We start from the raw sequence: 25,318 nt of genomic DNA, 5'->3' as shown, positions 1-25,318 counted from the left end.
ACAAGCGCGCAGTCTTGGGTGCCGTCACGGGCGCAGCCAGCGCGGCACCTTGAATCGCACGATCATCAGGTACGCACCCACATAAGTCGTGACGAACAGCAGGCAAAAGAGCATCAGGACGATGGTGTTGTTCCAGAACAGCACGGCCGGCACCACTGACAGGGCCGCAAACATCCACAGGTAGGGCGAGGTCCTGTTGTTGCGGGCGAGCAGTTGCCGAGCCTCGTCATCCGCGAACGCCACCCGCACGATGCGGCGAAAAATGAGCTGGTGAAAGTGCAGCGCGTCGGCGGTGCCGGGCGACTGCCCGCGCGCGAGCTTGCGGTAGATGGAAAACAGCGTCTCCCAGACCGGGTAGATCAGCAACAGCATCGGAAACCACGGCGAGACGACACGGTGCCGCTGCACGAGCGTGACGCAGGCTACGGCGATCACCATGCCCCACACATAGGCGCCGCCGTCGCCGGCGAAGATCTTGCCGCGCGGGTAGTTCCAGATCAAAAAGCCGACGGTGGCGCCGACCAGGCAGACCATCATCGCCGCGAGTTGGCGGTCGCCCACCTGGAGCGCCACGTGCGAAATGGCAAGGCAGACCAGCACGGCCACGGTGCCGGCCAACCCGTTGTAGCCGTCGATGATGTTGAAGGCGTGCGGCAGCCCGCCGATGGCGAGCGCCGCGAACAGCACGGCGCCATAGGGAACCAGCGCCAGCCAGCCGTCGACAGCCTCGATGCCGGTGCGCGACAGGCTGAGCCCGAGCATCCAGCAGGCCAGCAAGGCGGAGCCGATGGTGAGCCCCAGCCGGTAGCGCACCCTCACGTTCTGCGTCACGTCCTCGACGATCCCGGCGATGACGGCCGGCGCAATGCACAGCAGCGTGAGCATCGATGTCTTGACCGGCCACGACACGTTGAACGGATCGGTTCCGGTGATGCCGGCTGCCAGCCAGGCCACGCCCATCCCGAACATGATTCCGGCGCCGCCAAGGCGCGGCACATGGCCCTTGTGGAAGCGCTGGGGCATGTCCGTGCCGTAGAGCCGCGCATGCCGTCGCGCCCTGCGCATGAACAGCTGCACCGCGAAGGCAGAGGCAAAAAAACTGATGACGATCAGAGCAATCATGTGTGGGTGTTGGGGAACTCTAGAATTCCCGAGCGAAATTAGACCATGCCAGCGCCCTCCCCCTCCCTTCCCCCCATCACCGTTTCGATCGTCAGCCACGGTCAGCTTGCGCTGATAAGGCCGCTGCTCGAGCAGTTGGACCGCTTCAGCGGTGCATCGACCGCCAAGGTGGTGCTCACGCTGAACATCCCCGAACCCGATGTGCTGGCGGGCCAGGAATGGCGCTTTCCGGTCGAGCGCATCGACAACGCCCAGCCCAAGGGCTTTGGCGCCAACCACAACCAGGCTTTCCAGCACTGCGAAACGCCGTGGTTCCTGGTGCTCAACCCGGACATCCGCTTTGACGGCGACGTGCTGGCGCCGCTGATTGCACAGGCCGCACCCGACGCCGGCCTGCTGACGCCGCGCATCCTGGAGCCGGGCAAGAGCACCCCCGAGCAGCATCGCGAGATCATCACGCCGCTCGAAATCGTGACCCGCCGGAAGCCGGGCTATGAGCGCCCGGCCGTGCCCGCCTGGATTCCGGGCCTGTTCATGCTGTTTCGAAGCGACGCCTACCGCCAGATCGGCGGCTTCGACGAGCGCTTTTTCATGTACGGCGAAGACTTCGACATTTGCGCCCGGACTCAACTCGCGGGCTGGAAGCTGCAGGTGGGAGAAGACCTGCTGGCGCGCCACGAGGCCCAGCGCGCCAGCCGCAGCAGCAAGAAGCACCTGTACTGGCACGTGACCAGCTTGCTGAAGGTGTGGACTTCGGGAGCGTTCTGGCGGTTCAGGCGGCTCAAGGCGAGCATCCGCTAAGCACGGTTTCGCGTGCCGAGCTACCCGCGCTCGAGCAGGTCCTGCGCCACCGCGTGCCAGCCGCGCCCGAAGCGGTCATAGCGGCCACGAGCGGCCTCCAGCATCACCGGACCGAGGCGCGCAAGCCTCGAGCGGGGCAACTCGGCCCTGAAGCGCTGGTGCGCCACCTTGGCACGCTGGGCCTCGAGGTACTTCGGTTGCACCTTCGCGCCGAGGGAACTCAACCGGTCCAGCAGCGCCTCCGCCCTGCGCAGCCGCGCCCAGTGCTTGTCTCCGCGCTCGACAAAGGCCTTGCCGATCTTTTCAGCAAGCGTCGGCCGGCGCGCGCCGATCTGGTTGCTTGCATGCTGCCGGTAGTCGATGAGCGGCTCCGCCAGCACGTCGACACGGCCCGTGGCCGCAGCCACCGCGCCAAGCCATTCGTCGTGCACCCAGCCCTCGGGGAACGGCAAGGCGAATTCAAGCAGTTCCTTGCGAAACATGGTGGTGGCACCGGTGACCAGATTGCGCCGCAACAGCACATCGAAGGCATTTCCGTTTGCAATGGCAGCCAGTTCGGCGGGTCGTACCTCTAGCGCGTGAAAGAGCGAAGTGCCCAGCGGCGCGAGCTCGGCGTCGACCAGGCGGGCATCGGTGTGCAGCAGCAGCAGCTCGGGCGCCGCCTCGAAGCGAGCCGCCATGCGGGCCAGCCGGCCCGGGTGCCACACGTCGTCCTGGTCGCTGAGCGCGATGAGTTCGTGGGTGCATGCCCGCACTGCCTGCTCGAAATTGCGGGTGACGCCCAATGCCGGTGAGTTCCGGAAAACGACGAGCTCGACGCCTTCGGCAACGCCGCAATCTGCCAGAGTGCTGCGCACCGTCGCAATGGTCTCATCCGTCGAACCGTCGTCTGAAAGCACGATCTGGCTCGGCGGCCGGTCTTGCGTGCAGATGCTGCGCACTTGCGCCGCCACGAAGCGCGCGCCATTGCGCGTGCAAAGCGCGACTGAAATACCCTGCATCTTCAAACCGGCGCCAGGCGCGGCGGCCAGGCGTAGCTGAAGTCTTCGCGCGCGAGCATGAGGTTCGGGCTGTAGGCGGGGTCGTTCTTCAGCAACTCGCCCCAGCGTTGCTGCATGTAGGCGGCCTCTTCATGGAACTGCTCTTTTTTCTGCTGCGAAACATTCTTGGAGCGGGTGGCGGACTCGTGGTGGAACAGTTCCGCATACGGCGTCCACACGTTGCGTAGGCGCGCCTCGCGCAATCGCAGGCAAAAATCGATGTCGTTGAACGACTCCTTGAGGTGCACCTCGTCAAGGCCGCCAACCTTCAGGTAGTGGCTTTTCTGAATCACCAGGCAAGCGGCCGTAACGGCCGAGAGCGACTGGATAAGCGCCGCGCGCCCTGCATAGCCCTCTCTGCCGGCCGGCATGCCGCGATGCGAATGCGCGGCAATGCCTCCTATGCCCAGGATCACACCGGCATGCTGGAGTGTCTTGCCTGGATACCAGAGCCTCGCACCTACCGCACCTACCCCTGGCTGCAACGCAAGACTCACCATCTCGCTCAACCAATCAGGCGAAATGACTTCGATGTCGTTGTTGACCAGCGCAAGCACCTCGCCTTGCGCAATGGCAGCCGCGCCGTTATTGAGCGCCGAATAGTTGAAATCCCGGTCGTCGCGCAGCACGCGGATGTTCGGGTTCTCTGCCGCAACGCTCTTGAACCAAGCCAGCGCGGCGGCGTCGTCCGAGCCGTTGTCAACGATGATGATTTCATACTGCGAATAACTCGTCTTCTGCAAGATGGAGTCGACGCACTGGCGAGTCAACTGCAGCGCGTTGCGCGTGGGAATAATTACAGAAACCAATGGCAAGACGTTGGGCAAGGCGTAACGTACGCGATAGCCGAAATCCAGGTGCTCGGCAGCGGCGCGCACACCGGTGCGCACGAAATGTTCGTTCAGCGCCCGCTCGCCCGCAATGGCCGCATAGGGCTTGGCCGTCATCGAGCGGGCCGTGCTTTCGGCGTGCACGCGCCAGTGATAAAGCACGCGAGGAATGTGCTGAATCTGCCCCGGCTCTACACGCTCCATGCAGCGCAGCACCAGGTCCCAGTCCTGCGAACCTTCGAGCCCCACGCGAAAACCGCCGACCGAACGCATGAGGTCGGTGGAAAGCACGCCAAGGTGGCTGAACATGTTCTGCGACCGAAACAGATCGACGTTCCAGTCCGACTTGAAATACGGTCCGAAGCGATGACCGCCTTCGTCGATCTTGTCTTCGTCCGAATAGATCAGTTGCACGCCGGGGTGCTCAGCAATGCAATCGGCGACCCAGAACAACGCATGCGCAGGGAGCAGATCGTCATGGTCCATGAGCGCCACCCAAGGCCCTGCGGCCAGCTCCAGCGCGCTGTTCGACGCGGCGGAGATATGGCCGTTTTCAGAACGGAACACCACCTTGATGCGCGGGTCTGTTTCGCTGTACGACTTGAGAATCTGCCGTACTTCGGCCGAGGGAGAGGCGTCGTCGGCAATGCACAGTTCCCAATGCGGGTAAATTTGCCCACGCACCGATTCGATGGCTTCGCGCAGCCATGCGGGGTTGGGGTTGTAGGTGGGCATCAGCACGGAGATGAGCGGCCGGTCTTTCATCGCCGCCACGCGCTGCGCAATCTTCTCGTGCAGCTCGGGCGTGAGCGTGTCGTAGCGCCGCACCCACTTCGAATAGTCGTTGTAGCCGCCGATCCGCCGCCCCAACTCCCAGCGGATGCCCGGCCAGCCCGACTTCTTGAACATTCGCCATGCCCGCTGCACGCGCCCCATCATTCCGGGGCCTTGCCAAAGTCCGGCCAGGCCGAGGATGAATCGATAAACAGATTTCATAGAAATTGCGCGCCCGCCGAGACGGATAGAGCGGAGCTTGTGAGGAAATACCTGAAATAGGCGGGACGATGCCCAAACATCGCGTCGCCGCGCCTTGCGGCAGGATTATCTTCGCAACCGGCCGCAACAAACGACGGCGCCCGCCGCCACACCCCTCGAAGGGCGGGCGAGGGGCTGCCCGTAAAATTGCCGTGTTAAAAAGCTAAAGGAAAACAATGAGACTACTCTCAGTGGTGCTCTCGGGAGGCGCCGGCTCCAGACTCTGGCCCGCTTCGCGTCAGGCTTTTCCCAAGCCATTCATGAAGATCGGCGACTCCACACTGCTTCAGCAGGCCGTCGAGCGCGGACAGGCTTGCGGAACCGGCGACCTCATGGTCGTGACCAACAAGGACCATTTGTTCCTCACGAAGGACGTCCTTGGGCAGATGAGCGACCCGCCGGCCACGACGTTTCTCCTTGAGCCCAAGGGGCGTAACACCGGCCCGGCCATCGCGCTCGCGGCCCTTCAATGTGCGCGCCAGTTCAGCGGCGACACGGTGATGCTCGTCCTTTCCGCGGACCACCTCGTGCCTGACGTGCATGCTTTCGTGGCCAGCGCAACAGAAGCCTTCCGCCTGGCCCAGGAAGGCAAGCTCGTCGTGTTTGGCGTAAGCCCGACAAGCCCCGATACCGGCTTTGGCTACATCGAGGTCGAGCACGTGTCCCGGGAGAGCCAGGGGGTCAAGCGTTTCGTCGAGAAACCCGACCTTGAGACGGCACAGAAATATCTGGCCACTGGGCGGTACTACTGGAACAGCGGCATGTTCGCGTTCACGGCGGACACCATCATTGCGGCGCTCGAGACGCACGCCCCTGACGTGATCAGGGCGGCAAGGCACGCGCTCGAAACTGCCAAGACCTCCGGCACTTCAGTCAACTTCGATCTGCACGCGTTCGGCCTGCAGCCGGACATCAGCATCGACTACGCGGTGCTGGAGCGCGCCTCGAATGTCCATGTGGTGCCGGCAAAGTTCAGCTGGAGCGACGTGGGGTCGTGGCCTGCGGTGTCCAATGCGCTGATAGCCGACGCCAGCGGCAACACGCTTCCGGATGACGTGGTGGCCCTCGACACGACCGGCACGCATGTACAGGTCGACAGTTATGGGCCGAAGGTCGTCGCCACCATTGGCGTCCACGACCTCGTGATCGTTGATACACCCGACGCACTCCTTGTCCTTCACAAGGACAGCGCACAAAAGGTCAAGGAGGTCGTCGACGTGCTTAGGGCCCGCAAGCACCAAACCGTGCACCTGCCGCCGGTGGTCCACCGTCCCTGGGGCACGTACGCCTCACTCAAGGAGGAAGAGGGTTATAAGGTCAAGCGAATCACCGTCAGGCCGGGCGAAGCGCTATCGCTGCAATATCATCACCAGCGCGCAGAGCATTGGGTGGTGGTACAGGGCCGCGGCATCGTTCAAATCGGAGAAACCGAGCATGAAACGCTTCCTGGTCAGTACCGCTACATTCCCTTGAAAGAGAAACACCGCCTGACCAATATTGGCGACGAAGAGCTGGTGCTCATCGAAGTCCAATGCGGCGGATACCTTGGCGAAGACGACATCGTCCGCCTTGCAGACACTTACGGGCGTACATGAGTCAAGTTCATTCGAATCTCCACCGAAGCGCCTGGTCCGACTGGTGGCAAGGCACTCGTCGTACCGACATCTGGTGGACCCTCGCTTGGTTCGACATCGTGCTGCGCTATCGGCGCTCGATGCTAGGACCTTTGTGGCTCACGTTGAGCATGGGCGCAATGATCGGAGGCATGGGTCCGCTGTACAGCTCGCTTTTTGGCACTGAGCTTTCCAAGTTCTTTCCCCATCTCGCACTCGGCATCATCTTCTGGGGCTTCTTCTCCAGCATGGTCGCGGATGCCTGCAATGCCTTCGTCGGCTCGTCGAACTACCTCAAGCAGGGCTATTTTCCGATCAGCCTTTTCGTCTGGCGCAGCATCGCCCGCAATCTGATCCAGTTTGCACACCAGATCGTGCTGTATATCCCCGTCGCATTGTGGGCGGGGATCTCGCTGTCGTGGTCGGTGCTGCTCATCGTGCCGGCGTTCGTCATCCTCATCGTCAATGCGCACGCCATTGGCCTGCTACTGGGTCTGATCTGCACGCGCTATCGCGACGTGACCCAGATCGTGACCAGCGTGATGCAGATGCTGATGTTCCTGACACCCGTCTTCTGGTTGCCAGAAAGCCTTCCAGGACGCGCCCAGTACATCCTGTGGAATCCGTTCGCCCAGATGCTCGACCTGCTGCGCACGCCGCTGATGGGTGGCGTTGCCGAGGTGCACAGCTGGCTGGGCATCCTGGGCTGGACGGTTGCCTGCCTCGCGGCCTCCACGGTCCTCTTCTCCAAATACCGTCGCCGCGTCGTCTACTGGCTCTGATACATGGCATTCATCTCTCTCAAAAACGTCGCCGTCAACTTTCCGATCTACGGAGCCGGCGCAGCGTCGCTCAAGAAGACACTGGCAGCCTCCGTCACGGGCGGTCGCTTCGGCAAGGAAACCGGGGTCACGGTGGTCCAGGCACTCAGCGGCATCAACATCGAGCTCAAGAGTGGCGACCGGCTGGGACTGGTTGGCCACAACGGTGCCGGCAAGTCCACACTGCTGCGCACCCTTGCCGGTGTGTACGAGCCATCGTCAGGCGAGTTCGTGCGCCAAGGCACCGTAGCCAGCCTGATCGATCCGTCACTGGGTATCGAGATGGATGCAACCGGCGTCGAAAACATCATGTTGCGCGGCCTCGTCATGGGCATGAGCAAAAAGCAGCTCGACAGGCTGACACCCGAGATCTGCGAATTCAGCGGCTTAGGCGAATATGTCAACATGCCCGTGCGCACCTATTCGACCGGCATGATGATGCGGTTGGCCTTTTCCATTTCCACCAGCGTTGAAGCCGATATCCTTCTCATGGATGAATGGCTGTCCGTGGGCGACGCGGAGTTCACGGAAAAAGCAGAGAAGCGCATGCGGGATGTGGTGGCCAAGTCCGGCATCCTGGTCCTGGCTTCTCATTCGCCGGACCTGATCGCCAAGGAGTGCAACCGCGTGATTCACTTGGAACACGGGCGAATAGTCGAGCGCTGATCACGGCGCCTTGTCTGCAGGGACGCTGCGGCGCAGCAGTGCACTGATCTCTTCGAGACGCTGCGCCATCCGGCGTCCCGCGCTTTCTAGCGACAGGTTGTACTCGGCGCTGAGCTTGCCGCGCGCGCCGACCTCGCGCGCCCATTCAGGCTCCTCGTACAGCCGCCGCAGAAGCCGCGCCGCATGCTCGACGGACGGTTCTGCCCACTCCAGATCGGCGTCATAGGGTGGAATCGGGCGACCAACCTTCACCCGCTCGAACGGGACGAGAAGACTGTTCTCGTCGTTCATGAAGTCCATGTTTCCCGAGAAACCCGTTGCGATCACGGGTTTGCCCATCAGCATCGCCTCGGCCATCGTCAGGCCCAGGCCTTCGCTGCGATGGAGCGAGACATACGCATCGCACGCGTGCATGAGCGACAGCACCTCGTCCGAACTCAGCACCTGATCGATAATCATGATGGACGGCATGTCGGCCGCGGCTTCGCAAAGCTCCTGGAACTGCTCGGGATGTCGATCGCCAAACGAGGTTTTCAGCACGAGCCTGACGGGCTCGTCGGCACCGAACGCCATCTTGAAGGCACGGATGAGGCCCAGCGGGTTCTTGCGCTCCATCACGCTCATCATGTGGAAGGTAAACAGGAACGTGAAGCGGTCGTCCTCCAGATTGAAGTACGCGCGATCGCGAACCTGGAAGGGCGCCAGAGTCACGCCGGGAAAAAGCGTGCGCACCGGAACGGACAGGCGCTCGCGCAGTCCTCGCGCGATGAACTCGGTCGCAGTCCAGACCTCATCGACCTGCTCGGCATGGGCTGCCCAGGCTTCGGGCACCGAGTCGAACTCCCAGTACCAGTAGGCGATGCGATAGGTGCGCGGTGAACGCTGCGCCAGGTCCGCCCTGGCGTAGGCATCGGCGAAGAAAGGCTCCGGCTGCGCGTGGATGATCGTGATATCGCCGGACTCCAGGCCATCGAAATGAATGTGACGAGGATCGTCCCTTGAATCCGTTCTGAGGTCGCGAAGAGAAGTCCTTAGGCCCGCCAGCTCCATGGCTTCGGTCATGGCCTCCACGGAAACGCGCAAACCGGAGGGATAGCAATAGTGGCCGATGACATTGACCGTACCCCGCAGCAGATCGGGAATCAGCGACTCCTTGTCCAAGCTGGCGCACCATGCCTGTACTTCTGGTTCGAGTTGCGCATTCTCGCCGGAGGCAAGCCATTCGAGCAGGGCTGATGCGGATGCCGCGTCCGACAGCGCCCGGGGATGCAGCGATTGCCACGCGGCGTGCGCCCAGTAGGCCGAGCGTATCTGCAGCGCCGGCTCGAGCAAGCCGCCTCCCGAGGGCAAAGACGCCAGCGCGCCGCGGGCACCGTAGGCCTCGTCGATCCAGCGCGAGAAACGAGCCCAGCCAAAGACTGTCAATCCATCAGGAAAGCGTTGTTGCCAGTCCGGGGTGAACAGGAATGCACGACGCAGTTCAAGGCACGGATTCTCCTCGGCCTGCAGGAACAGCCACCAGACCTCTTCGAGCTCCAGTTCGTTGGTATGCAGCCCATGCTGCATGAACCACCGAAAAAGGCTGCGCCTGCCCGATGGCAACAAACCATGCGGCAAGGCAGCGCGGATTTCTTCGCTGGTCAGGAAGGTTTGCCTGGCTCTTTCGGCAAAGTCCCCGGATAAAAGTGAAACCAGATGCTGCGCGCCCTCGGGGGTCAGTTGCAGATTCGCCTGTCCGTCGGCACTGGCCACCCAATCCGCCAATCCACCGCCGCCGAGTGCGGAAAACGCCGCGGGAAACCGCGCGCGGAGATCCTTGCGCTCGCGAAGCATGTCCACGAGAAACCGTGCAGCTTCACGTCGACCTGTGATGGAATCGGCCCCCGTCGGCGACCAAAGAACCTGCTCCGGAGGCAAACCCGCCGCCTCGATCACGTCCGACACGTCCTGCATATCGAGGGCCGGGCGCCCCTCTCTCGACGCTCCTTGCCGAAGGGACTCCAGCCGCAAACGCTCTTGATCGATCAGTTCGGCCAACGCCTGCGCTTTCTCTTCTCGGGCAGATCTTTCGCGCAAGAACTGAAGCCGCTCACGCATGCGCCAAGGCGTGATCAGCCAAAACGCCGCCTTGGGTACCCGGCGCGCTACTCGGCGCAGTGAATCAAGCCCTTGCATCACAAAAAGACACTTTCCAGGGCAAACGAGACTTTCATCATGAGCGTTCTTATCGGTGTGGCGCCATCATGCCAAGAAACGGTCGTACTACTTCGTAAAATGGAAGACATCGGGCGAGAACGTGCAGCCCATGGGAGAAAAACCCTCAGCGCAAGCAGCACATGACTCAAAACAACAACTCCCCCATCCTTGCTTTGTGCATCCGAGATCTTGAAAACGCCGTGCTCGCGCAAGCATTGGAGCATGCCCCTCGTCGCGCCTGTATCGGCACCGACGTACTACGGTCTTCCCGGATTGCCTTGATCGGCAAGGCCGCGCGCCTGTACGGCCGACGGAGCGCTCATGGCCGACATGCACGGTGTGGGAGCGCCGGATGAAGCAGGAGCCATCCGGCACACAACCTCCCGCACAGACCCCGGCGCGCCGATTGCTCTCCGCCTTCAGGGACGGACGGGTATTCAGCGGCATCAAACGGCGTCTGAAGCCGGTCATCCAGTGCGTGGCCGCAACGGCTCACCGTCACCCATTGTTGAACCGGGGTGCTCGACTCGTCTTGAGAAGCATGCCATCGCTGGAGCGGCGCGTGCATGCGGTACTTCATGGTGCGCGAATTGCTCCTGAGGAGCGGGACTTTCAAACCTTATCGCCCGATGCAGCCATCGTCGCCCGGCAGCTGCGGCAAAGCCGGCGTGGAACGGAAAGCCTCTGATGCGGATCGTGATCGACCTCCAGGGCGCGCAATCCGTGGGTAGCCGAACCCGCGGAATCGGACGTTATTCGTCCTCCCTGGCCCGGGCCATGGCCGCTCGCGCAGGCGAGCACGAGATCGTACTGGCACTGAATGGATATTTTGCCGATGCGGTCGACGATATCAGGACCACATTTGACGGCGTGGTGGATCCCGGGAATCTTCGCGTCTGGTATCCGGCACCCGGCCTCACCAATACAAGCGGGCAAGGCGCACAAGGCAAGCTCTACGAGGCCTTCCTGTGGAGCCTGCAACCCGACGCGGTACACGTCTCGAGCCTTTTCGAAGGATTGGGCGACCCATCGGTCACCAGCATCGGCGAGTTTGCAGCCATGCCCACGGCAGTCACGCTGTACGACCTGATCCCGCTGATCAATCCCCATCCATATCTTGACAACGCAAGAGTCCGTTCATGGTACATGGGCAAGGTCGCGGCGCTGCAACGCGCCAACATGTGGCTGGCCATCTCGGAGTCTTCGCGCCAGGAAGGCATCACCCATCTGGGGCTCGACGTCGATCGCTGCATCAACATTTCCACCGCGGCCTATGGCCATTTCAGGAAGCTTACCGTTTCCGCGGAGCGCCTGCAGGAACTGCGCGAGCGCTACGGCCTTCGCAAGGCTTTCATCATGTACACCGGCGGAATTGACCACCGGAAAAACCTCGAGGGGTTGATCGAGGCGTTCGCGCTTCTTCCAGGCGACCTGCGGCACGGCCACCAGTTGGCCATCGTGTGTTCCGCGCGGGACAGCGATCGCAACAGACTGCTGCAGCTTGCGCGAGACCTCAGGCTGTCCGACGGGGACGTGGCAATGACCGGATTCGTACCCGAAGCGGATCTGGTCGATCTCTACAACTGCTGCAGGCTCTTCGTTTTCCCGTCCTGGCACGAAGGATTCGGGTTGCCCGCGCTCGAAGCCATGCAGTGCGGAGCGGCCGTCATCGGAGCCAATACGTCGAGTCTCCCGGAGGTCATCGGCCGCGAGGACGCGCTGTTCGATCCGCGCAGCGCCTCGTCGATCGCAGAGAAGATTGCACGGGCACTGACGGACCAAGCCTTCCACGACGATCTGGCCAGGCACGGCCTGGTTCAGGCACGGAAGTTCTCATGGGAGGAATCGGCCCGGCGCGCTCTGGCGGGATTGGAAGCCTTGCATGCGCCTGCTGCGCCGCGGATTGCGCAGCAACAGCCACCGCCCCGCCGGCTGCCGCGGCCCAGGCTGGCCTACGTGTCGCCACTGCCGCCCGAACGAAGCGGCATTGCAGACTACAGCGCGTTGCTTCTGCCCGAACTGTCACGCTACTACGAGATCGACCTGATCGCAAAGCTTCCAGATATCGACGAGCCGTCGATTGCAGGGAAATTTGCGCTGCGAAGCGTCGATTGGTTCCGGCAGAACTCCGGCGCATTCGATCGCGTGCTGTACCACTTCGGCAACTCGCACTTCCACGAGCACATGTTCGAGCTGATTGCCGAGATTCCCGGCACCGTGGTGCTGCACGATTTTTTTCTGGGCAACATACAGGCCTATCGCGAATTCGTAAGCGGACATGCGAACCGTTGGACGCGTGCGCTCTACGACTCGCACGGATACCCTGCTGTCGCGGAACATTTCAGCGCGCAAGACCCGGAAGCCGCCTCCTTCAAGTACCCCTGCAACTTGGACGTGCTGCGGCACGCGCAAGGCGTGATTGTCCACTCGCCCCACTCGATGCAGCTGGCCCAAGAATGGATCGGGAATGCCGCTGCTGCGGACTGGGCATTGATCCCTCTTCTTCGCACGTTGCCGACTGCAGACAGCGGCAGGCGTGCCGAAGCACGCGCAGCATTGGGACTGGAGGAGAGCGACATCCTCGTCTGTTCCTTTGGCATGCTCAACCCTACCAAACTCAACCATCGCCTGCTGCAGTCATGGCAGGCTTCATCCTTGGCCGGCGATCTCCGATGCAAGCTGGTATTCGTGGGAGACAACGAAAAGGGCGCCTACGGCGCCCGGCTTGAGTTGGACGTCGCTGCAACGCAGGGGCAGGCCGGCATCACCGGCTGGGTGGACAAGGAACTCTTCCATTGCTACCTGAGCGCCTGTGATATCGCTGTCCAGTTAAGGACGCTTTCGCGCGGCGAAACGTCGGCTGCGGTGCTCGACGCGATGGGCCACGCGGCTGCGACCATTACGAACGCCAACGGCTCGATGGCCTTCCTGCCCCGTGAGGCGGTGTGGATGCTGCCCGATGACTTCACCGACGCACAACTGATCGAAGCTCTCGAGCAACTGAGAAATTCGCCCTCCATACGGCGCGGATACGCAGCGACGGCGCGTGAACTGGTTCGAGACACACATTCGCCGCAGCGGTGTGCACGCGAGTACGCGGATGCCATCGAGCGTTTTGCGGTCAAGGCTACACACGGACGCGGCGGGCTGATCCGGGCGATTGGGACACGTGATCGCCTGGATGCGGCTGCATTGGGCGAGATGGCACAGAGCATCGCCGCCACGCTGCCGCTGCCTGCCGCTCGGCAATTGCTCGTCGATGTCTCGGCGGCCATGAAGGAGAGTCGAAACGACAACCAGCAGATCGCCGACAGATCCCTGCTACGCGCACTTTTCGCGACGCCGCGCAAGGGCTGCCGGGTCGAACCCATTCATACCGCGCCCGGGATGCCAGGCTACAAGTACGCGCGGCAGTTCGCCCTCGAGGTCCTGGACTGTCCACCCGCAAGCCTTGCGGACGCCTGGATCGACGCACGGCCCGGCGACGTCTTTCTCGGCTTGGAGTTCCCGCTGCCAGTCGCCCGTGAGCAGAGGGAATTCCTCCGGCGCTTGCGCCATCTGGGCGTGCGCGTCGAATTCATGATCCACGAGTTGCCCAAAGGTCCCGGGCTCGGCGACGGCCTCTCGGGCGATCAGTTGCAATGGCTGAAAACCTTGGGCGAGAGCGACGGCGCCATCTGCACTACGCAGGCCGTGGCCGACGAGCTTGCCGGGTGGTTCGACAGGCATGAGGGTGCGCGCAAGATGGGGCGATTCAGGATCCGCGCGTGCCAACCTGGCGCCGGGCATCCCATCGAGACGGCAGTCCGCGCCCTGTGCACTGCGAATCGAACCTCGCCAGAACACCGATCCGAAAGCTCTGGTCCTGGCGGAAGCGGCGGGTCTGGCGCATGACGCAAAATACGCGGTTCACGATCGAGACACCTCCGCCTGTCTCTACCAGCACCCTGTCCCCCTCACTCATCAAGAAACCCGGAGAGAAATTACTATGAAGAAGCGCGCTGTTGTTACCGGCATCACAGGGCAGGACGGCGCCTATTTGGCCGAGTTGCTGCTGTCCAAGGGCTATATCGTCTACGGCACCTACCGCCGTACCAGTTCGGTCAACTTCTGGCGTATCGAGGAACTCGGGATCCAGGACAATCCGGATCTTCATCTAGTCGAATACGATCTGACCGACTTGGGCAGTTCGCTGACCTTGATCAACGATGCTAAGCCCGACGAGGTCTACAACCTCGCTGCGCAAAGCTTCGTCGGCGTGAGCTTCAACCAGCCCGCTGCGACGGCACAGATCACCGGCGTCGGAGCACTGCATCTGCTCGAGGCCATCCGCTTGACCAATACCAAAATCCGCTTCTATCAAGCCTCGACATCCGAGATGTTCGGCAAGGTGCAAGCCATCCCCCAGATCGAGGAAACGCCGTTCTATCCGCGCAGTCCCTATGGCGTGGCCAAACTCTACGCGCATTGGATCACGATCAACTACCGTGAGAGCTACGACATCTTTGGCTGCAGCGGAATCCTGTTCAATCACGAGAGCCCGCTGCGTGGCCGCGAGTTCGTGACCCGCAAGATCACCGACTCGGTCGCCAAGATCAAGCTCGGTCAACTGGACACACTGGAACTGGGCAACCTCGACGCCAAGCGCGATTGGGGTTTTGCCAAGGAGTACGTGGAAGGCATGTGGCGCATGCTTCAGGCGGACGAGCCCGACACCTTCGTGCTGGCCACCAACCGTACCGAGACGGTGCGCGATTTCGTCCAGATGGCGTTCAAGGGCGCAGGCATCGCCGTGGAGTTCAAGGGAACGGCCGAGGACGAAGTCGCCATCGATACCGCCTCGGGCAAGACGGTGATGCGGATCAATCCCAAGTTCTACCGCCCGGCCGAGGTGGAATTGCTGATCGGCAATCCCGCCAAGGCAAAGGCGAAGCTGGGTTGGGAACCCACGACAACGCTCGAGCAACTCTGCCAGATGATGGTCGAGGCCGATCTGCGCCGTAACACGCAAGGCTTCTCGTTTTGAAGATCCTGCTGACCGGGGCCGACGGCTTTACCGGCCGCCCCTTCGCACAACAGGCCAGCGCTGCAGGTCATGAGGTCGTCGCCCTGCGCACCGACCTCACGCAACGGGAAGCCCTGCGGCAAGAAGTGCTCGATCAGCAGCCGGATGCCGTGGTTCACCTGGCGGCGATCAGCTTCGTCGGACATGCTGCGGAGCAGGATTTCTATGCCGTCAACGTGATAGGCACCACGAACCTGCTCGATGCGCTCGTGCAACTGCCTGCTCGTCCGAGAAAAGTGTTGCTGGCCAGCAGCGCGAACGTCTACGGCAACACAGCGCAATCGCCTATCGCGGAAACACAGCCGCCTTCACCGGTCAATCACTACGCGATGAGCAAGCTCGCAATGGAGTACATGGCCCGTACCTATGCGGACCGGCTCGATCTCGTGATCACGCGCCCCTTCAACTACACCGGCCCCGGTCAGGATTCGAACTTCCTGATTCCCAAGCTCGCGAAGCACTTCGCCGCGCGCGCCTCTTCCGTTTCGTTGGGCAACCTGCATGTCGAGCGCGAGTTCAACGACATCCAGATGGTCTGCGATGCCTATCTGCTCCTGCTTGCACGTGGCAAGCCCGGGGAGACCTACAACGTCTGCTCAGGCGAGCCCTATACGTTGCAGCATGTTATCGATACCTTCGAACAGTTGACCAACCATGCCATGGAGGTGAAGGTCGATCCTCGCTTCGTACGACCCAATGAGGTGCATCGGTTGTGCGGCAATCCAGACAAGTTGCAGGAGCTCGCATCCAGGCATGACATGCCGTTGCAAGCGCCTTTGCTCAAAGACACCTTGCAACGCATGTTGGCTGCGGCCACGCCCGCACATCCAGCCAGCTAGGCAGCAACGACCGAAGCCCCACGCCCCGGCTTCGATTTGCGTCCAGGCGCCGACGTGCGGCGAGAGACGCCACTAGAAGTTGGGAGCCTGCTCCTCGATGAATCGGAGATAGCGCGTCCTGATGACTGCAGGCGAGAAATTTTGCGTGTAGCTCACCGCTTCGGCAGCCTTGTCGGCGTACATTCCGCCCTCCGCCCCCCACTGCGAAGAGCGGACAGTTGCACCGACCCGCGAAATGGCTTCCGCCAGCAGCTCGAGATCGCCCGTAGGCACCAATGTGGCCAAGCCACCCGAAATCGCCGGCGTATTGCTGTTTTCGTAAGCAATCACGCAACATCCACTCGCGAACGCCTCCAAGATGGGCACACAAAACCCTTCGTGGTAGGTCGGCAGGACGAAGAGATCGGCGTCGGAAAGAATCCGGCACTTATCTTCTTCCGAGGCATTTGCATGAAATTTTGTGGAAAACCTTGCCCCATATTTCTGCTGCAAAGCGCTCAGCCGCTCATTGACGTCGGCGACGACGCGAGTGTCCGAGAAATTGACGTTACCCACCATGTCCAGGCGCACCTGCCACGCCGCGTGACGATCCAGAACCTTCGAAACGGCCATGAGCAGGTCGACGGGCCCCTTGGACTTGACCAACCGGCCCAGGAATACCAGCCTCAGGATGCCATCGTCGAAGCTCGGCTTTTTGGCGGGCGGGCGCAAGTTGTTGTGCACGCTCAGCGGAAGCACCGTGGTGGGAACTTGGATCTCCGCATCCAGAAGAATCTGCCGGTTCGTTTCGCTGTCGCAAACCACATGATCGGCAAAAGCAATGTTGCTGACCTGCTCGAACGAGCGCTCTATTACTGCGTGAGCGGACGAAGGCAAAAACGCCTTCGGCGTGATGTTATGGAAGACTACGATTCTCTTTGCGCCAGCCCGGACCACGGGTAGGAGGTTGAAAAGCGGATAGTAAATACCAAAATGAAAAAGAACGAGATCGCACGCCTGAAAAAACGGGTCGAACGCAATATCGGATTCTCTTTCCACATACACAAAAGGCAATTCTTGATAATCGCAGGCATACGCATAAAACCGAATATCGTGCCCGGCCTCGCGCACCCAATTTATTTCATCCCGTATTGCATTGGATATTGCATCGTGCCGCTTGCAGACGCTATTGATGTAAGCGATCTTCAAATTTCTTCTCTCCCTTTGTTTTTTCGAAAACCTGAATCAATCCCTTGGCCATCTTCTCGGACTGAAACTTGGACAGATACCGTTCCCGGGCAGCCCTACCAAGCCTCGAGCGATATTCCGGGTCGTCGACGAGGCGCACAAGACACTGGAAAAGCGACTCTTGGTCGCCTGGCGTTGCCAGCAATCCGGTCTCCTCGCCCTGTATGACTTCCTTCATGCCGCCGATGTCGCCGCCAACCACCGGCTTGCCAAACATCATGCCCTCCAAGTGGACCAGACCGAACGATTCAAACCGGGATGGTGCGACGATGATGTCCGCCCCCGCATAGAAGGCGCGCAGGCGGGCATCGGAAACGCTCCCGTGGAATACTATGCGTCCACTTTCGCGAATTGGGGGATTTGCAGCTTCGAATACCGCGCGCAGGGTCGTGCCATCCGCTTGGGGGATGCCGTCTTCTCCCACGATGTCGATATGAAGTAGCGGGTATTTCTCGAGTAGCCGGGGAGCGATGGCGAGAAAAACGTCCGCCCCCTTGCGCAACTCCATTCTTCCTACGAAACACATGCGCACAACACCGGCCGGCATGGGCTGAAGACTCTCGTTGTTCTCCTGAGACCAATCCTGCAGGCCCAGATGAAGCACATTCAACTTCTTCGGATCGAACTCGAACGCATAGGCCTCCTGGATTTCTTCCACGATCACCTGGCTGATGGCGTGAATGCCGTCGCTCTCCTTCATCATCCGCCGCTCCAAAGCAAGCATGGGCGTCACGAATGAATTCATGAAATCCTCGTCCTTTCTCTTCTCCGGATTGGAGGCGAGATAGAACGCCAGAGTGGTCTGAAGGCTGGTGACCAAGGGGAATTCCTTGCTCACCAGGAACGCGACGCCTTCGACGTCCCAGATCGGCGCATAGACCGCTTCGATGGAACGGCGACTGGCGATCTCCCGGGCTTCTTCCAGCATCGTCTGGGAGTAGTTCCAGATATGCCGCGGCACCGCCAGTCCGGATGGTGCTTCGAATTCCCTGGGGCTGATCCGGTGCACCCAGACCTTCTCTTCGAAATCGACGCGGTCGTGCTCGCTTCCGGTCGTCAGCACATGCACCTGGTGCCCGAGCTTCGCGAGATCCACAGCCAGCTGATGGACATAGCGCCCAATGCCGCCGGTGTTCCCCGGGGGATAGGTTTTGCTCACCAGAACGAAGCAGCGTTGGGCTCGTGCTTCGAGCCAAGGTATGAATCGAGTCAGCCCCGGCGCCCCCTTCATCGGCTCGGGACCAGGAATCCTTCTGGCGCCGTTCAATCCGCGCGTCAGGCCGTCCTGGAGCGCACGATCAACTTCTTCCTCGAACCGTTCGGCATACTCGGCTCCGAGCTTGCCCTCTCCGATCGCCCATTTCACGCCAGCCCTGAATTCCTCGATCAAGGTGTTCACTGCCGCGACGATCTCGCCCACGCCGACGTGATCGCGAGCATGGCGCAAGGCGAAATAAGCCTTGTTCTTGACCACCGAGTACCAGCTCGTCAGCACCCGCGATTCGTTGCGGATGTGACTGGGCATGTATTTGTGATGGATGAAGCCCTTGTCCAGTTGGGCGACCTTCAGGCCTGCATCGACGAAGCGAAGAATGATGTCGCTTTCGTCGAGGAAGTACTCGTACTCCTCATCGAAACCACCGACTTCAACGATCGCCGACCGCCTGAACACGCTGTTGGCCATCACGTGCGGGTAGTTGAAGCTTCCAGGGAAGTTGAATTCCGGCGTCGCACGGGTCCAAGAGGTATCGGCCCCGCCAAAGCGATCCAGCGTGCCGAACTTCCACTGATAAGTCTTTCCAGTGTGATCGTGGAGAAAGCCTCCGGCCACCGCAACTTCCGGATCCTGGAACGCGGGCATCACATCGTTGAGCCATTCAGGCTCGGGAATGGAGTCGTCGTCCAGGAACGCAACAAACTCACCAGAACAGATTTCGATCGAGATGTTTCTCGATTGAGAGAGGTTTCTTTCGGGGCAAACGCCGTACTTGATGGCGTCGCCATAGGACTCGCACAATTCGTGGGTTCCGTCCCTGGTCGGCCCCGCAACCACGACGACCTCGAAATTCGGGTACCGAAGATAGCGCAGGCTTTCCAAACAGATCGCTAAGCTCTTGGCGCGGCCGTCCGTATTGATGATCACCGACACCGAGGGGAAATAAGCGTCTTTATTGACCATTCAACTGGCTCCCTTGACCACGCCGTGCGGTGATTTCAAATTCCTTGCACCCACCGTTCTCGCGGTTTTCGGCAATCACCTCGACATCGATGAATCCGGCCTCCAGCAGAAGCTGGCGCATGGACTCCGAAGTGAACATATTGAAATGGAAATCCCCGTTGTAGTCCTGTCCACCGAATGTCACTTGGCGGAAGTTGTCGAAGGTGTATTCGTTGGACGCGTACGCGCGAACCATGCCCGCAGCATCCGGAACGATGGCCTTGAAGGTACCGCCAACCCTCAGCAGGGAGAACCAGTACGGCAGCAGGACACGCCGCAGCTTCTCCTGGGGAAAATGCTCGAGTAGATGTGCGGAAAATACTTCGCTGAGCTCGCCCGGTGCGAAAGGCAGCTGTCCGACCTCAGCCACGATATCGACGCCGGGCAGGTCACGACTGTCGACATTCAGATAGCCGGCAAGAGGAACATGCCCGCAGCCCAAGTTCACGCGTAGCGCTTGCGCTGCCTTTGCCGCGGAAACCTTTTCTTCTGCGACAACCCGGGGTTGAATTTCGTCGCTGGATTCCACCCGCTGATCAGCGGTTGAGCTGCCCGCGCCATAGCGCATCTCGAACATTAGTTCGCTGCGCACGAACTCCGTGCGTTGGAGGAGATACTGAATCGATTCGGTCATCCCCTCGATCTGCGCCCTAGCCTCCGACATTGACTGCGAAACCGTGTCCAAACGGCCATCCGTGGCCCTGACATCCTGCTCCAGCGCCTTCGAGGCGCGCGTGATATTACGCAACGCGACGGGCACCGACCTGGTCAGGTTGTCCTTTGCGGTCACGCTCGTCAATTGACGATGATTGATCTCTGAGATCGCCTGGAGAATTCCGGGAAGCTGCTGGGTTTCGAAAATCAGCTTGCGGTGATTTGCTTCGGGCAAACGTATGACCGCGATTCCGATGCGTACAAATCGACCAAGCACTGGCCAGCCGGCCATCTTTCGTGCAATTTTTCTAAGTTGTGCTTTCATCAATCATTCACTCAGATAACAAAACCGTTAGGATTCTTGGACTGCCACCGCCACGCGTCCACGCACATTTCATCTAGAGAGCGACGTGCCTCCCAGCCCAGCTTTTCCTTAGCATAAGAAGGATCAGCCCAGCACTCAGCGACGTCACCCGGGCGTCTACCAACAATCTTGTAATTGATGGATTTGCCACAGGCCTTTTCAAATGCCTCGATCATTTGCAACACGCTGACGCCTGAGCCTGTTCCCAGATTTGCCGTCAACAAACCTTCATTGGTACGAAGGTAGTTCAGGGCTGCGAGGTGGCCGTTTGCGAGATCGACGACATGAATGAAATCTCTGACTCCAGTGCCGTCAAGGGTGGGGTAGTCACCTCCAAAAACACTCAGGCATTCCCGCTTGCCGATGGCGACTTGGGCAATGTAGGGCAAGAGGTTATTGGGAATGCCGTTGGGGTTTTCGCCGATTTCACCGCTTGCATGCGCACCCACAGGATTGAAATAACGAAGGCGAGCAATTCGCCAACCAGCCTCTGAATTACATAGATCTTCGAGAATTTCCTCAACCATCAACTTAGAACGTCCGTAGGGGTTGGTCGCGGAACGAGGAAAATCCTCACGCACCGGCATGGAAGCGGGGTCGCCGTACACCGTTGCAGAGGAAGAAAACACGAAAGACCTCACATCGCATTGTCGCATGACCTTCAAGAGCTGGATGGTTCCTGCGACATTGTTCTCGTAATAAGAAATCGGATCCGCCACAGATTCGCCGACCGCCTTCAGCCCTGCAAAATGAATGACCGATCCGATTTCGTTTTCCCGGAAGATCTTGAGTAGTTGGTTTGAACTTCGAATATCGCCTTCATAAAAATTTACGCGCTTACCGGCAATTCTCTCTACCCGTGTCAATGCCATACGAGTGCTATTGCAGAAGTTATCCAGTACGACGACATCTGCATTCGTTTTCAGCAACTCGACCACCGTATGTGAACCGATATAGCCTGCGCCCCCCGTAACCAAAATCTTATGCGACATAGATCTCGTATTTCATCTAATTTTGATTACCAAGAAAAACTTTTATTTTGCATTTTAGTCGCTGTGGGTCCAGCCGCCCCCAGCACGCCACTCGGTACCCCGCCATGCTGGCAGTTTCACCATGATCGTGGCGACAAACCAACGTACAAAGGCCACTTCATGACTCCGGCTTGCCTCAATCCCGACCTAGCTCTGCGTCCCCACGCGTAACAAAATCAGGCGTGACGACGGGTGTGCTCGCCACGAACCGGGAAGAGAATTCCGCTCCCCGAAGCTCCCGGGAAGTCCCCTAGGACTTCGCGACGGCAACTCCGCCGCATGAGCGGCCCCTGTGACAAGGAAATTTTCGTACGCTGCCAGCCAAGAGCACAGCAGGTGACGGCATGCCCAGTCAGTCGAATATTTCGGCACGGGCAAGGCTCGCGCCTGCTTGATCCTTGGCAGACAGTTGAGGATGCAAGCCCAAGTTAGGCCAAGCGATTGCCAGGTCAGGATCGTCCCATTGGATGCAGCGCTCATATGCCGGCGCGTAGAAATCCGTCGTCTTATACAAGAATTCCGCCTCATCGCTCAACACGAGAAAGGCATGCGCAAACCCAACCGGTACCCAGAGCTGACGATGATTCTCTTCGCTTAACTCGGCACCGACCCATTTGCCAAAAGTCGGCGAAGACCTCCGGATATCGACAGCCACATCGAACACCGCCCCCCTTACAACACGCACAAGCTTTCCCTGGGGCTGCTGGATCTGGTAGTGCAGCCCCCGCAGCACGCCCTTGGCAGAGCGCGAATGATTGTCCTGGACAAAATCAACGTGCTTGCCGATCGCCTCATCGAAGGCCTTTTGGTTAAAGCTCTCAAAGAAGAAGCCTCTTGCATCGCCGAATACCTTTGGCTCGAGGACGAGAACATCAGGGATCAAGGTCGGCGTGACCTTCATGAGCGTACCTCGTCATTCAGCAAATGTTTCAGATATCTGCCGTAGCCGCTCTTCTCCAGCGGCATCGCGAGCTTTTGGAGTTGCTCGGTCGTAATGAATTTGTTGCGCCACGCGATCTCCTCCGGACAGGCAATCTTCAGTCCTTGCCGATGCTCCAGAGTTGCAATGAACTGCCCCGCCTCCAGCAAGCTCTCGTGCGTGCCGGTATCCAGCCACGCGTACCCACGCTGCATGATCTGCACGTTCAACTGATTGAGGTCGAGATACGCTTGGTTGACAGCGGTGATTTCCAACTCGCCGCGCGCGCTGGGCTTAACTGCCTTGGCGATGTCAACAACCTGATTGTCGTAAAAATACAAGCCCGTCACCGCATAGCTGCTCTTCGGCTTCAACGGCTTTTCTTCGATGCTGCTGGCCTTGCCCTTGGCATCGAACGCCACCACGCCGTAGCGCTCGGGGTCTTGCACGTGGTACGCGAATACCGTCGCACCCGACTGCTTCGCGTCGGCATCGGCGAGCAGATGCACGAGGTCATGCCCATAGAAGATGTTGTCCCCCAACACCAGCGCGCTGGGGCTGTTACCCACGAACTTGTCCCCGATGATGAACGCCTGCGCGAGCCCATCCGGACTCGGTTGCACCGCGTACTGCAGGTTCATGCCCCACTGGCTGCCATCCCCCAGCAGTTGCTGGAACCGCGGCGTGTCCTGCGGCGTGCTGATGATCAGGATGTCGCGCATGCCACCCAGCATCAACGTGCTGAGCGGGTAATAAATCATCGGCTTGTCGTACACCGGTAGCAGCTGTTTGCTTATCGCCAGCGTTGCTGGGTGCAGCCGGGTGCCCGAGCCACCGGCGAGGATGATGCCTTTACGTTGCGTCGTGGTCATGCGTTTCTTCTCGTGTGAATTCACTCTTCAGAGCGTCTCGCGCAGCATGCGCGCAACGCCTTCTTGCCAGGGCGGCAGGCGCAGACCAAATATGGTCTGCAGCTTGGCGGTATCGAGACGCGAGTTGTGAGGCCGCTTCGCTGGCGTCGGGAAGGCGCTCGTAGGCACGGCTTCAACTTGCTCGGGGCCGGCCTTGAGGTCTACACCGGCCTGCCGCGCTTGCTCCAGCACGAAGCGCGCATAGCCGCACCAGGTGGTTTCGCCGCCGGCAACCACGTTGTACAGGCCCGCCTTGGAAGGGTCTTGCAAGGTGGCGCGGATCGCATGCGCCGTGACATCGGCCAGCAGCTCGGCACCGGTCGGAGCCCCGTATTGGTCGTCGATGACGGTCAGTTTGTCGCGCTCCTTGGCAAGCCGCAGCATGGTCTTGGCGAAGTTGCCGCCGCGCGCGGCAAACACCCAGCTGGTGCGAAAGATCAGGTGCTTGGCGCAGTGCTTGGCCACCAACTGTTCGCCCTCGAGCTTGGTGCGGCCATACACACTGAGTGGGCCGGTGGCATCGTCTTCCTGCCAGGGCTTGCTGCCGCTGCCGTCGAACACGTAGTCGGTCGAGTAATGCACCATGAGTGCACCGATCTGCCCGGCGGCTTCGGCCACCACGCCGGGCGAGGTGGCATTGAGCTTGCGCGCAAGGTCGGGCTCGCTCTCGGCTTTGTCGACGGCCGTGTGGGCCGCGGCGTTGACGATCACGTCAGGCCGCACCTTGAGTACGGTCTCGGCCAACTGCTCCGGACGGCTGAAGTCGGCGTTGAAATCGGTGCTGTCGAAATCGAGCGCCACCAGTTCGCCCAGCGGCGCAAGGCTGCGCTGCAGCTCCCAGCCGACCTGCCCGCCCTTGCCGAGTAGCAGCAACTTCATGCCGCAGCCTTGGCCGCGGGTGCGGCGTCGTATTGCTTCTCGACCCACTCGCGGTACGCGCCGCTTTGCACGTTGCGTACCCATTCGCCGTGTGCAAGGTACCACTCGACGGTCTTGCGAATGCCGGTGTCGAAGGTTTCAGCGGGCTTCCAGCCCAACTCGCGCTCGAGCTTGCGTGCATCGATGGCGTAGCGCCGGTCGTGGCCGGGGCGGTCGGTAACGTAGCTGATCTGTTCCTTGTACGGCTTGCCGTCAGCGCGCGGGCGCAGTTCGTCGAGCAGCGCGCACACGGTGTTCACGATCTCGATGTTGGGCTTCTCGTTCCAGCCGCCGACGTTGTAGGTCTCGCCGAGCTTGCCGGCCTCGAGCACGCGGCGGATGGCACTGCAGTGGTCCTTCACGTAGAGCCAATCGCGCACCTGCATGCCGTCGCCGTACACGGGCAGGGGTTTGCCGGCCAGGGCGTTGACGATCATCAGCGGGATGAGCTTCTCGGGAAAGTGGAACGGACCGTAGTTATTGGAGCAGTTGGTGGTAACCACCGGCAGGCCGTAGGTGTGGTGCCAGGCGCGCACAAGATGGTCGCTGGCGGCCTTGCTGGCCGAGTAGGGGCTGTTGGGCTCGTACTTGTTCTCTTCGGTAAAGGCAGGGTCCGTCTTGGAGAGCGAGCCGTAGACCTCGTCGGTCGACACATGCAGGAAGCGGAAAGCAGACTTTTGCTCCGCCGGCAGTGCGCTCCAGTAGCCGCGCACCGACTCGAGCAGGCGAAAGGTGCCGAGCACGTTGGTCTGCACGAAGTCTTCCGGCCCGTGAATGGAGCGGTCGACGTGCGATTCCGCGGCAAAGTTCACGATGGCACGCGGCTTGTGCTCGGCCAAAAGGTGATCGACCAGAGCGCTGTCGCCGATGTCGCCCTGCACGAAAATGTGGTTCGGCTTGCCCTTGAGCGATGCAAGCGTCTCGAGGTTGCCCGCATAGGTCAGCTTGTCGAGATTGACGACAGACTCATCGCTCTGCGCGATCCAGTCGAGTACGAAATTGGCGCCAATGAAGCCCGCGCCGCCGGTTACCAGGATCATGAGGTCCC

The 25,318-nt window shown here is 60.6% G+C and carries 19 protein-coding genes; 7 read left to right on the top strand and 12 right to left on the bottom strand.

Annotated elements, in window-relative coordinates; translation table 11 throughout:
- Nucleotides 1-24: 24 nt before the first annotated feature.
- The gene (locus V9L21_RS22330) at nucleotides 25-1,122 is read right to left on the bottom strand and encodes a glycosyltransferase family 4 protein (protein WP_126747620.1); all 1,098 of its coding nucleotides are present in this window, start codon (nucleotides 1,120-1,122) and stop codon (nucleotides 25-27) included.
- Between the two features lie 45 nt (nucleotides 1,123-1,167).
- Between V9L21_RS22330 and V9L21_RS22325 the strand changes: the two genes are divergently transcribed.
- A complete protein-coding gene (locus V9L21_RS22325; RefSeq protein ID WP_337315064.1) occupies nucleotides 1,168-1,923 on the top strand; it encodes a glycosyltransferase family 2 protein in 756 nt (251 codons plus the stop codon).
- A gap of 20 nt (nucleotides 1,924-1,943) precedes the next feature.
- Here the strand turns inward: V9L21_RS22325 and V9L21_RS22320 are convergent, their stop codons facing one another.
- Together V9L21_RS22320 and V9L21_RS22315 are read right to left on the bottom strand one after the other, a co-directional pair.
- Nucleotides 1,944-2,924, bottom strand: coding sequence for a glycosyltransferase family 2 protein (locus V9L21_RS22320; RefSeq protein ID WP_337315063.1), 981 nt, complete (start codon nucleotides 2,922-2,924; stop codon nucleotides 1,944-1,946).
- 2 nt (nucleotides 2,925-2,926) lie between these two features.
- Nucleotides 2,927-4,789: a glycosyltransferase family 2 protein gene (locus tag V9L21_RS22315; protein ID WP_337315062.1), complete on the bottom strand. Its 1,863-nt coding sequence runs from the start codon at nucleotides 4,787-4,789 to the stop codon at nucleotides 2,927-2,929.
- A 215-nt stretch (nucleotides 4,790-5,004) separates the two neighbouring features.
- Here V9L21_RS22315 and V9L21_RS22310 point away from each other — a divergent pair, with 215 nt between their 5' ends.
- Genes V9L21_RS22310 through V9L21_RS22300 form a run of 3 tightly spaced genes read left to right on the top strand, consistent with a single transcriptional unit; the run spans nucleotide 5,005 to nucleotide 7,928 of the window.
- Nucleotides 5,005-6,423, top strand: a complete 1,419-nt coding sequence (locus V9L21_RS22310; RefSeq protein ID WP_337315061.1) for a mannose-1-phosphate guanylyltransferase/mannose-6-phosphate isomerase — start codon at nucleotides 5,005-5,007, stop codon at nucleotides 6,421-6,423.
- Nucleotides 6,420-7,223, top strand: coding sequence for an ABC transporter permease (locus V9L21_RS22305; RefSeq protein ID WP_337315060.1), 804 nt, complete (start codon nucleotides 6,420-6,422; stop codon nucleotides 7,221-7,223). The genes V9L21_RS22310 and V9L21_RS22305 overlap by 4 nt, the downstream gene beginning before the upstream one ends.
- Nucleotides 7,224-7,226: 3 nt before the next feature.
- On the top strand, nucleotides 7,227-7,928 hold the full coding sequence (locus V9L21_RS22300) for an ABC transporter ATP-binding protein (protein ID WP_337315059.1): 702 nt from the start codon (nucleotides 7,227-7,229) through the stop codon (nucleotides 7,926-7,928).
- Here V9L21_RS22300 and V9L21_RS22295 read toward each other — a convergent pair whose 3' ends face one another.
- Nucleotides 7,929-9,965, bottom strand: a complete 2,037-nt coding sequence (locus tag V9L21_RS22295) for a glycosyltransferase family 4 protein (RefSeq protein ID WP_337315058.1) — start codon at nucleotides 9,963-9,965, stop codon at nucleotides 7,929-7,931.
- An 846-nt stretch (nucleotides 9,966-10,811) separates the two neighbouring features.
- On the opposite strand from V9L21_RS22295, the gene V9L21_RS22290 reads away from it, so the two are divergent.
- The 3 genes from V9L21_RS22290 to V9L21_RS22280 all read left to right on the top strand — a co-directional run bounded on the left by V9L21_RS22290 (nucleotide 10,812) and on the right by V9L21_RS22280 (nucleotide 16,028).
- Nucleotides 10,812-14,018, top strand: a complete 3,207-nt coding sequence (locus V9L21_RS22290) for a glycosyltransferase (protein ID WP_337315057.1) — start codon at nucleotides 10,812-10,814, stop codon at nucleotides 14,016-14,018.
- Between the two features lie 94 nt (nucleotides 14,019-14,112).
- The gene (gene gmd / locus V9L21_RS22285; protein ID WP_337315056.1) at nucleotides 14,113-15,150 is read left to right on the top strand and encodes a GDP-mannose 4,6-dehydratase; all 1,038 of its coding nucleotides are present in this window, start codon (nucleotides 14,113-14,115) and stop codon (nucleotides 15,148-15,150) included.
- Nucleotides 15,147-16,028 (top strand): GDP-mannose 4,6-dehydratase, encoded by an 882-nt coding sequence (locus V9L21_RS22280; RefSeq protein ID WP_337315055.1) that lies wholly within the window; start codon nucleotides 15,147-15,149, stop codon nucleotides 16,026-16,028. The genes gmd and V9L21_RS22280 overlap by 4 nt, the downstream gene beginning before the upstream one ends.
- Before the next feature lie 72 nt (nucleotides 16,029-16,100).
- Here V9L21_RS22280 and V9L21_RS22275 read toward each other — a convergent pair whose 3' ends face one another.
- The 8 genes from V9L21_RS22275 to rfbB form a co-directional block, all read right to left on the bottom strand.
- On the bottom strand, nucleotides 16,101-17,216 hold the full coding sequence (locus tag V9L21_RS22275) for a glycosyltransferase family 4 protein (protein WP_337315054.1): 1,116 nt from the start codon (nucleotides 17,214-17,216) through the stop codon (nucleotides 16,101-16,103).
- On the bottom strand, nucleotides 17,194-19,434 hold the full coding sequence (locus V9L21_RS22270) for a glycosyltransferase (RefSeq protein ID WP_337315053.1): 2,241 nt from the start codon (nucleotides 19,432-19,434) through the stop codon (nucleotides 17,194-17,196). The genes V9L21_RS22275 and V9L21_RS22270 overlap by 23 nt, the downstream gene beginning before the upstream one ends.
- Nucleotides 19,424-20,452: a class I SAM-dependent methyltransferase gene (locus V9L21_RS22265; protein ID WP_337315052.1), complete on the bottom strand. Its 1,029-nt coding sequence runs from the start codon at nucleotides 20,450-20,452 to the stop codon at nucleotides 19,424-19,426. Before V9L21_RS22265 ends, V9L21_RS22270 begins: the two co-directional genes overlap by 11 nt.
- 11 nt (nucleotides 20,453-20,463) lie before the next feature.
- Entirely contained in the window at nucleotides 20,464-21,483 is a 1,020-nt protein-coding gene (gene galE, locus V9L21_RS22260) for a UDP-glucose 4-epimerase GalE (RefSeq protein ID WP_337315051.1), read from the bottom strand.
- A gap of 391 nt (nucleotides 21,484-21,874) precedes the next feature.
- Nucleotides 21,875-22,423, bottom strand: coding sequence for a dTDP-4-dehydrorhamnose 3,5-epimerase (rfbC, locus tag V9L21_RS22255; RefSeq protein ID WP_337315050.1), 549 nt, complete (start codon nucleotides 22,421-22,423; stop codon nucleotides 21,875-21,877).
- Nucleotides 22,420-23,313 (bottom strand): glucose-1-phosphate thymidylyltransferase RfbA, encoded by an 894-nt coding sequence (gene rfbA, locus V9L21_RS22250; protein WP_337315049.1) that lies wholly within the window; start codon nucleotides 23,311-23,313, stop codon nucleotides 22,420-22,422. Before rfbA ends, rfbC begins: the two co-directional genes overlap by 4 nt.
- 27 nt (nucleotides 23,314-23,340) lie before the next feature.
- Nucleotides 23,341-24,231: a dTDP-4-dehydrorhamnose reductase gene (rfbD, locus tag V9L21_RS22245; protein ID WP_337315048.1), complete on the bottom strand. Its 891-nt coding sequence runs from the start codon at nucleotides 24,229-24,231 to the stop codon at nucleotides 23,341-23,343.
- Entirely contained in the window at nucleotides 24,228-25,310 is a 1,083-nt protein-coding gene (rfbB, locus tag V9L21_RS22240) for a dTDP-glucose 4,6-dehydratase (protein WP_337315047.1), read from the bottom strand. The genes rfbD and rfbB overlap by 4 nt, the downstream gene beginning before the upstream one ends.
- Nucleotides 25,311-25,318 lie beyond the last annotated feature (8 nt).

Origin of the sequence: Variovorax sp. CCNWLW235 (assembly GCF_037204085.1) — a bacterium.
Lineage (GTDB): Bacteria > Pseudomonadota > Gammaproteobacteria > Burkholderiales > Burkholderiaceae_C > Variovorax.
The sequence above is the reverse complement of the archived record's forward strand: the minus strand, read 5'-3'. Positions and strand labels throughout refer to the sequence as shown.

What these genes read in the sequence shown, in the direction of transcription:
- V9L21_RS22290 (WP_337315057.1), top strand. Translation starts at nt 10,812, where the DNA reads ATGCGGATCGTGATCGACCTCCAGGGCGCGCAATCCGTGGGTAGCCGA.
- V9L21_RS22320 (WP_337315063.1), bottom strand. Translation starts at nt 2,924, where the DNA reads ATGCAGGGTATTTCAGTCGCGCTTTGCACGCGCAATGGCGCGCGCTTC.
- V9L21_RS22270 (WP_337315053.1), bottom strand. Translation starts at nt 19,434, where the DNA reads ATGGTCAATAAAGACGCTTATTTCCCCTCGGTGTCGGTGATCATCAAT.
- V9L21_RS22330 (WP_126747620.1), bottom strand. Translation starts at nt 1,122, where the DNA reads ATGATTGCTCTGATCGTCATCAGTTTTTTTGCCTCTGCCTTCGCGGTG.
- galE (WP_337315051.1), bottom strand. Translation starts at nt 21,483, where the DNA reads ATGTCGCATAAGATTTTGGTTACGGGGGGCGCAGGCTATATCGGTTCA.
- V9L21_RS22265 (WP_337315052.1), bottom strand. Translation starts at nt 20,452, where the DNA reads ATGAAAGCACAACTTAGAAAAATTGCACGAAAGATGGCCGGCTGGCCA.
- rfbD (WP_337315048.1), bottom strand. Translation starts at nt 24,231, where the DNA reads ATGAAGTTGCTGCTACTCGGCAAGGGCGGGCAGGTCGGCTGGGAGCTG.
- gmd (WP_337315056.1), top strand. Translation starts at nt 14,113, where the DNA reads ATGAAGAAGCGCGCTGTTGTTACCGGCATCACAGGGCAGGACGGCGCC.
- rfbC (WP_337315050.1), bottom strand. Translation starts at nt 22,423, where the DNA reads ATGAAGGTCACGCCGACCTTGATCCCTGATGTTCTCGTCCTCGAGCCA.
- rfbA (WP_337315049.1), bottom strand. Translation starts at nt 23,313, where the DNA reads ATGACCACGACGCAACGTAAAGGCATCATCCTCGCCGGTGGCTCGGGC.
- V9L21_RS22325 (WP_337315064.1), top strand. Translation starts at nt 1,168, where the DNA reads ATGCCAGCGCCCTCCCCCTCCCTTCCCCCCATCACCGTTTCGATCGTC.
- V9L21_RS22300 (WP_337315059.1), top strand. Translation starts at nt 7,227, where the DNA reads ATGGCATTCATCTCTCTCAAAAACGTCGCCGTCAACTTTCCGATCTAC.
- V9L21_RS22315 (WP_337315062.1), bottom strand. Translation starts at nt 4,789, where the DNA reads ATGAAATCTGTTTATCGATTCATCCTCGGCCTGGCCGGACTTTGGCAA.
- V9L21_RS22305 (WP_337315060.1), top strand. Translation starts at nt 6,420, where the DNA reads ATGAGTCAAGTTCATTCGAATCTCCACCGAAGCGCCTGGTCCGACTGG.
- V9L21_RS22310 (WP_337315061.1), top strand. Translation starts at nt 5,005, where the DNA reads ATGAGACTACTCTCAGTGGTGCTCTCGGGAGGCGCCGGCTCCAGACTC.
- rfbB (WP_337315047.1), bottom strand. Translation starts at nt 25,310, where the DNA reads ATGATCCTGGTAACCGGCGGCGCGGGCTTCATTGGCGCCAATTTCGTA.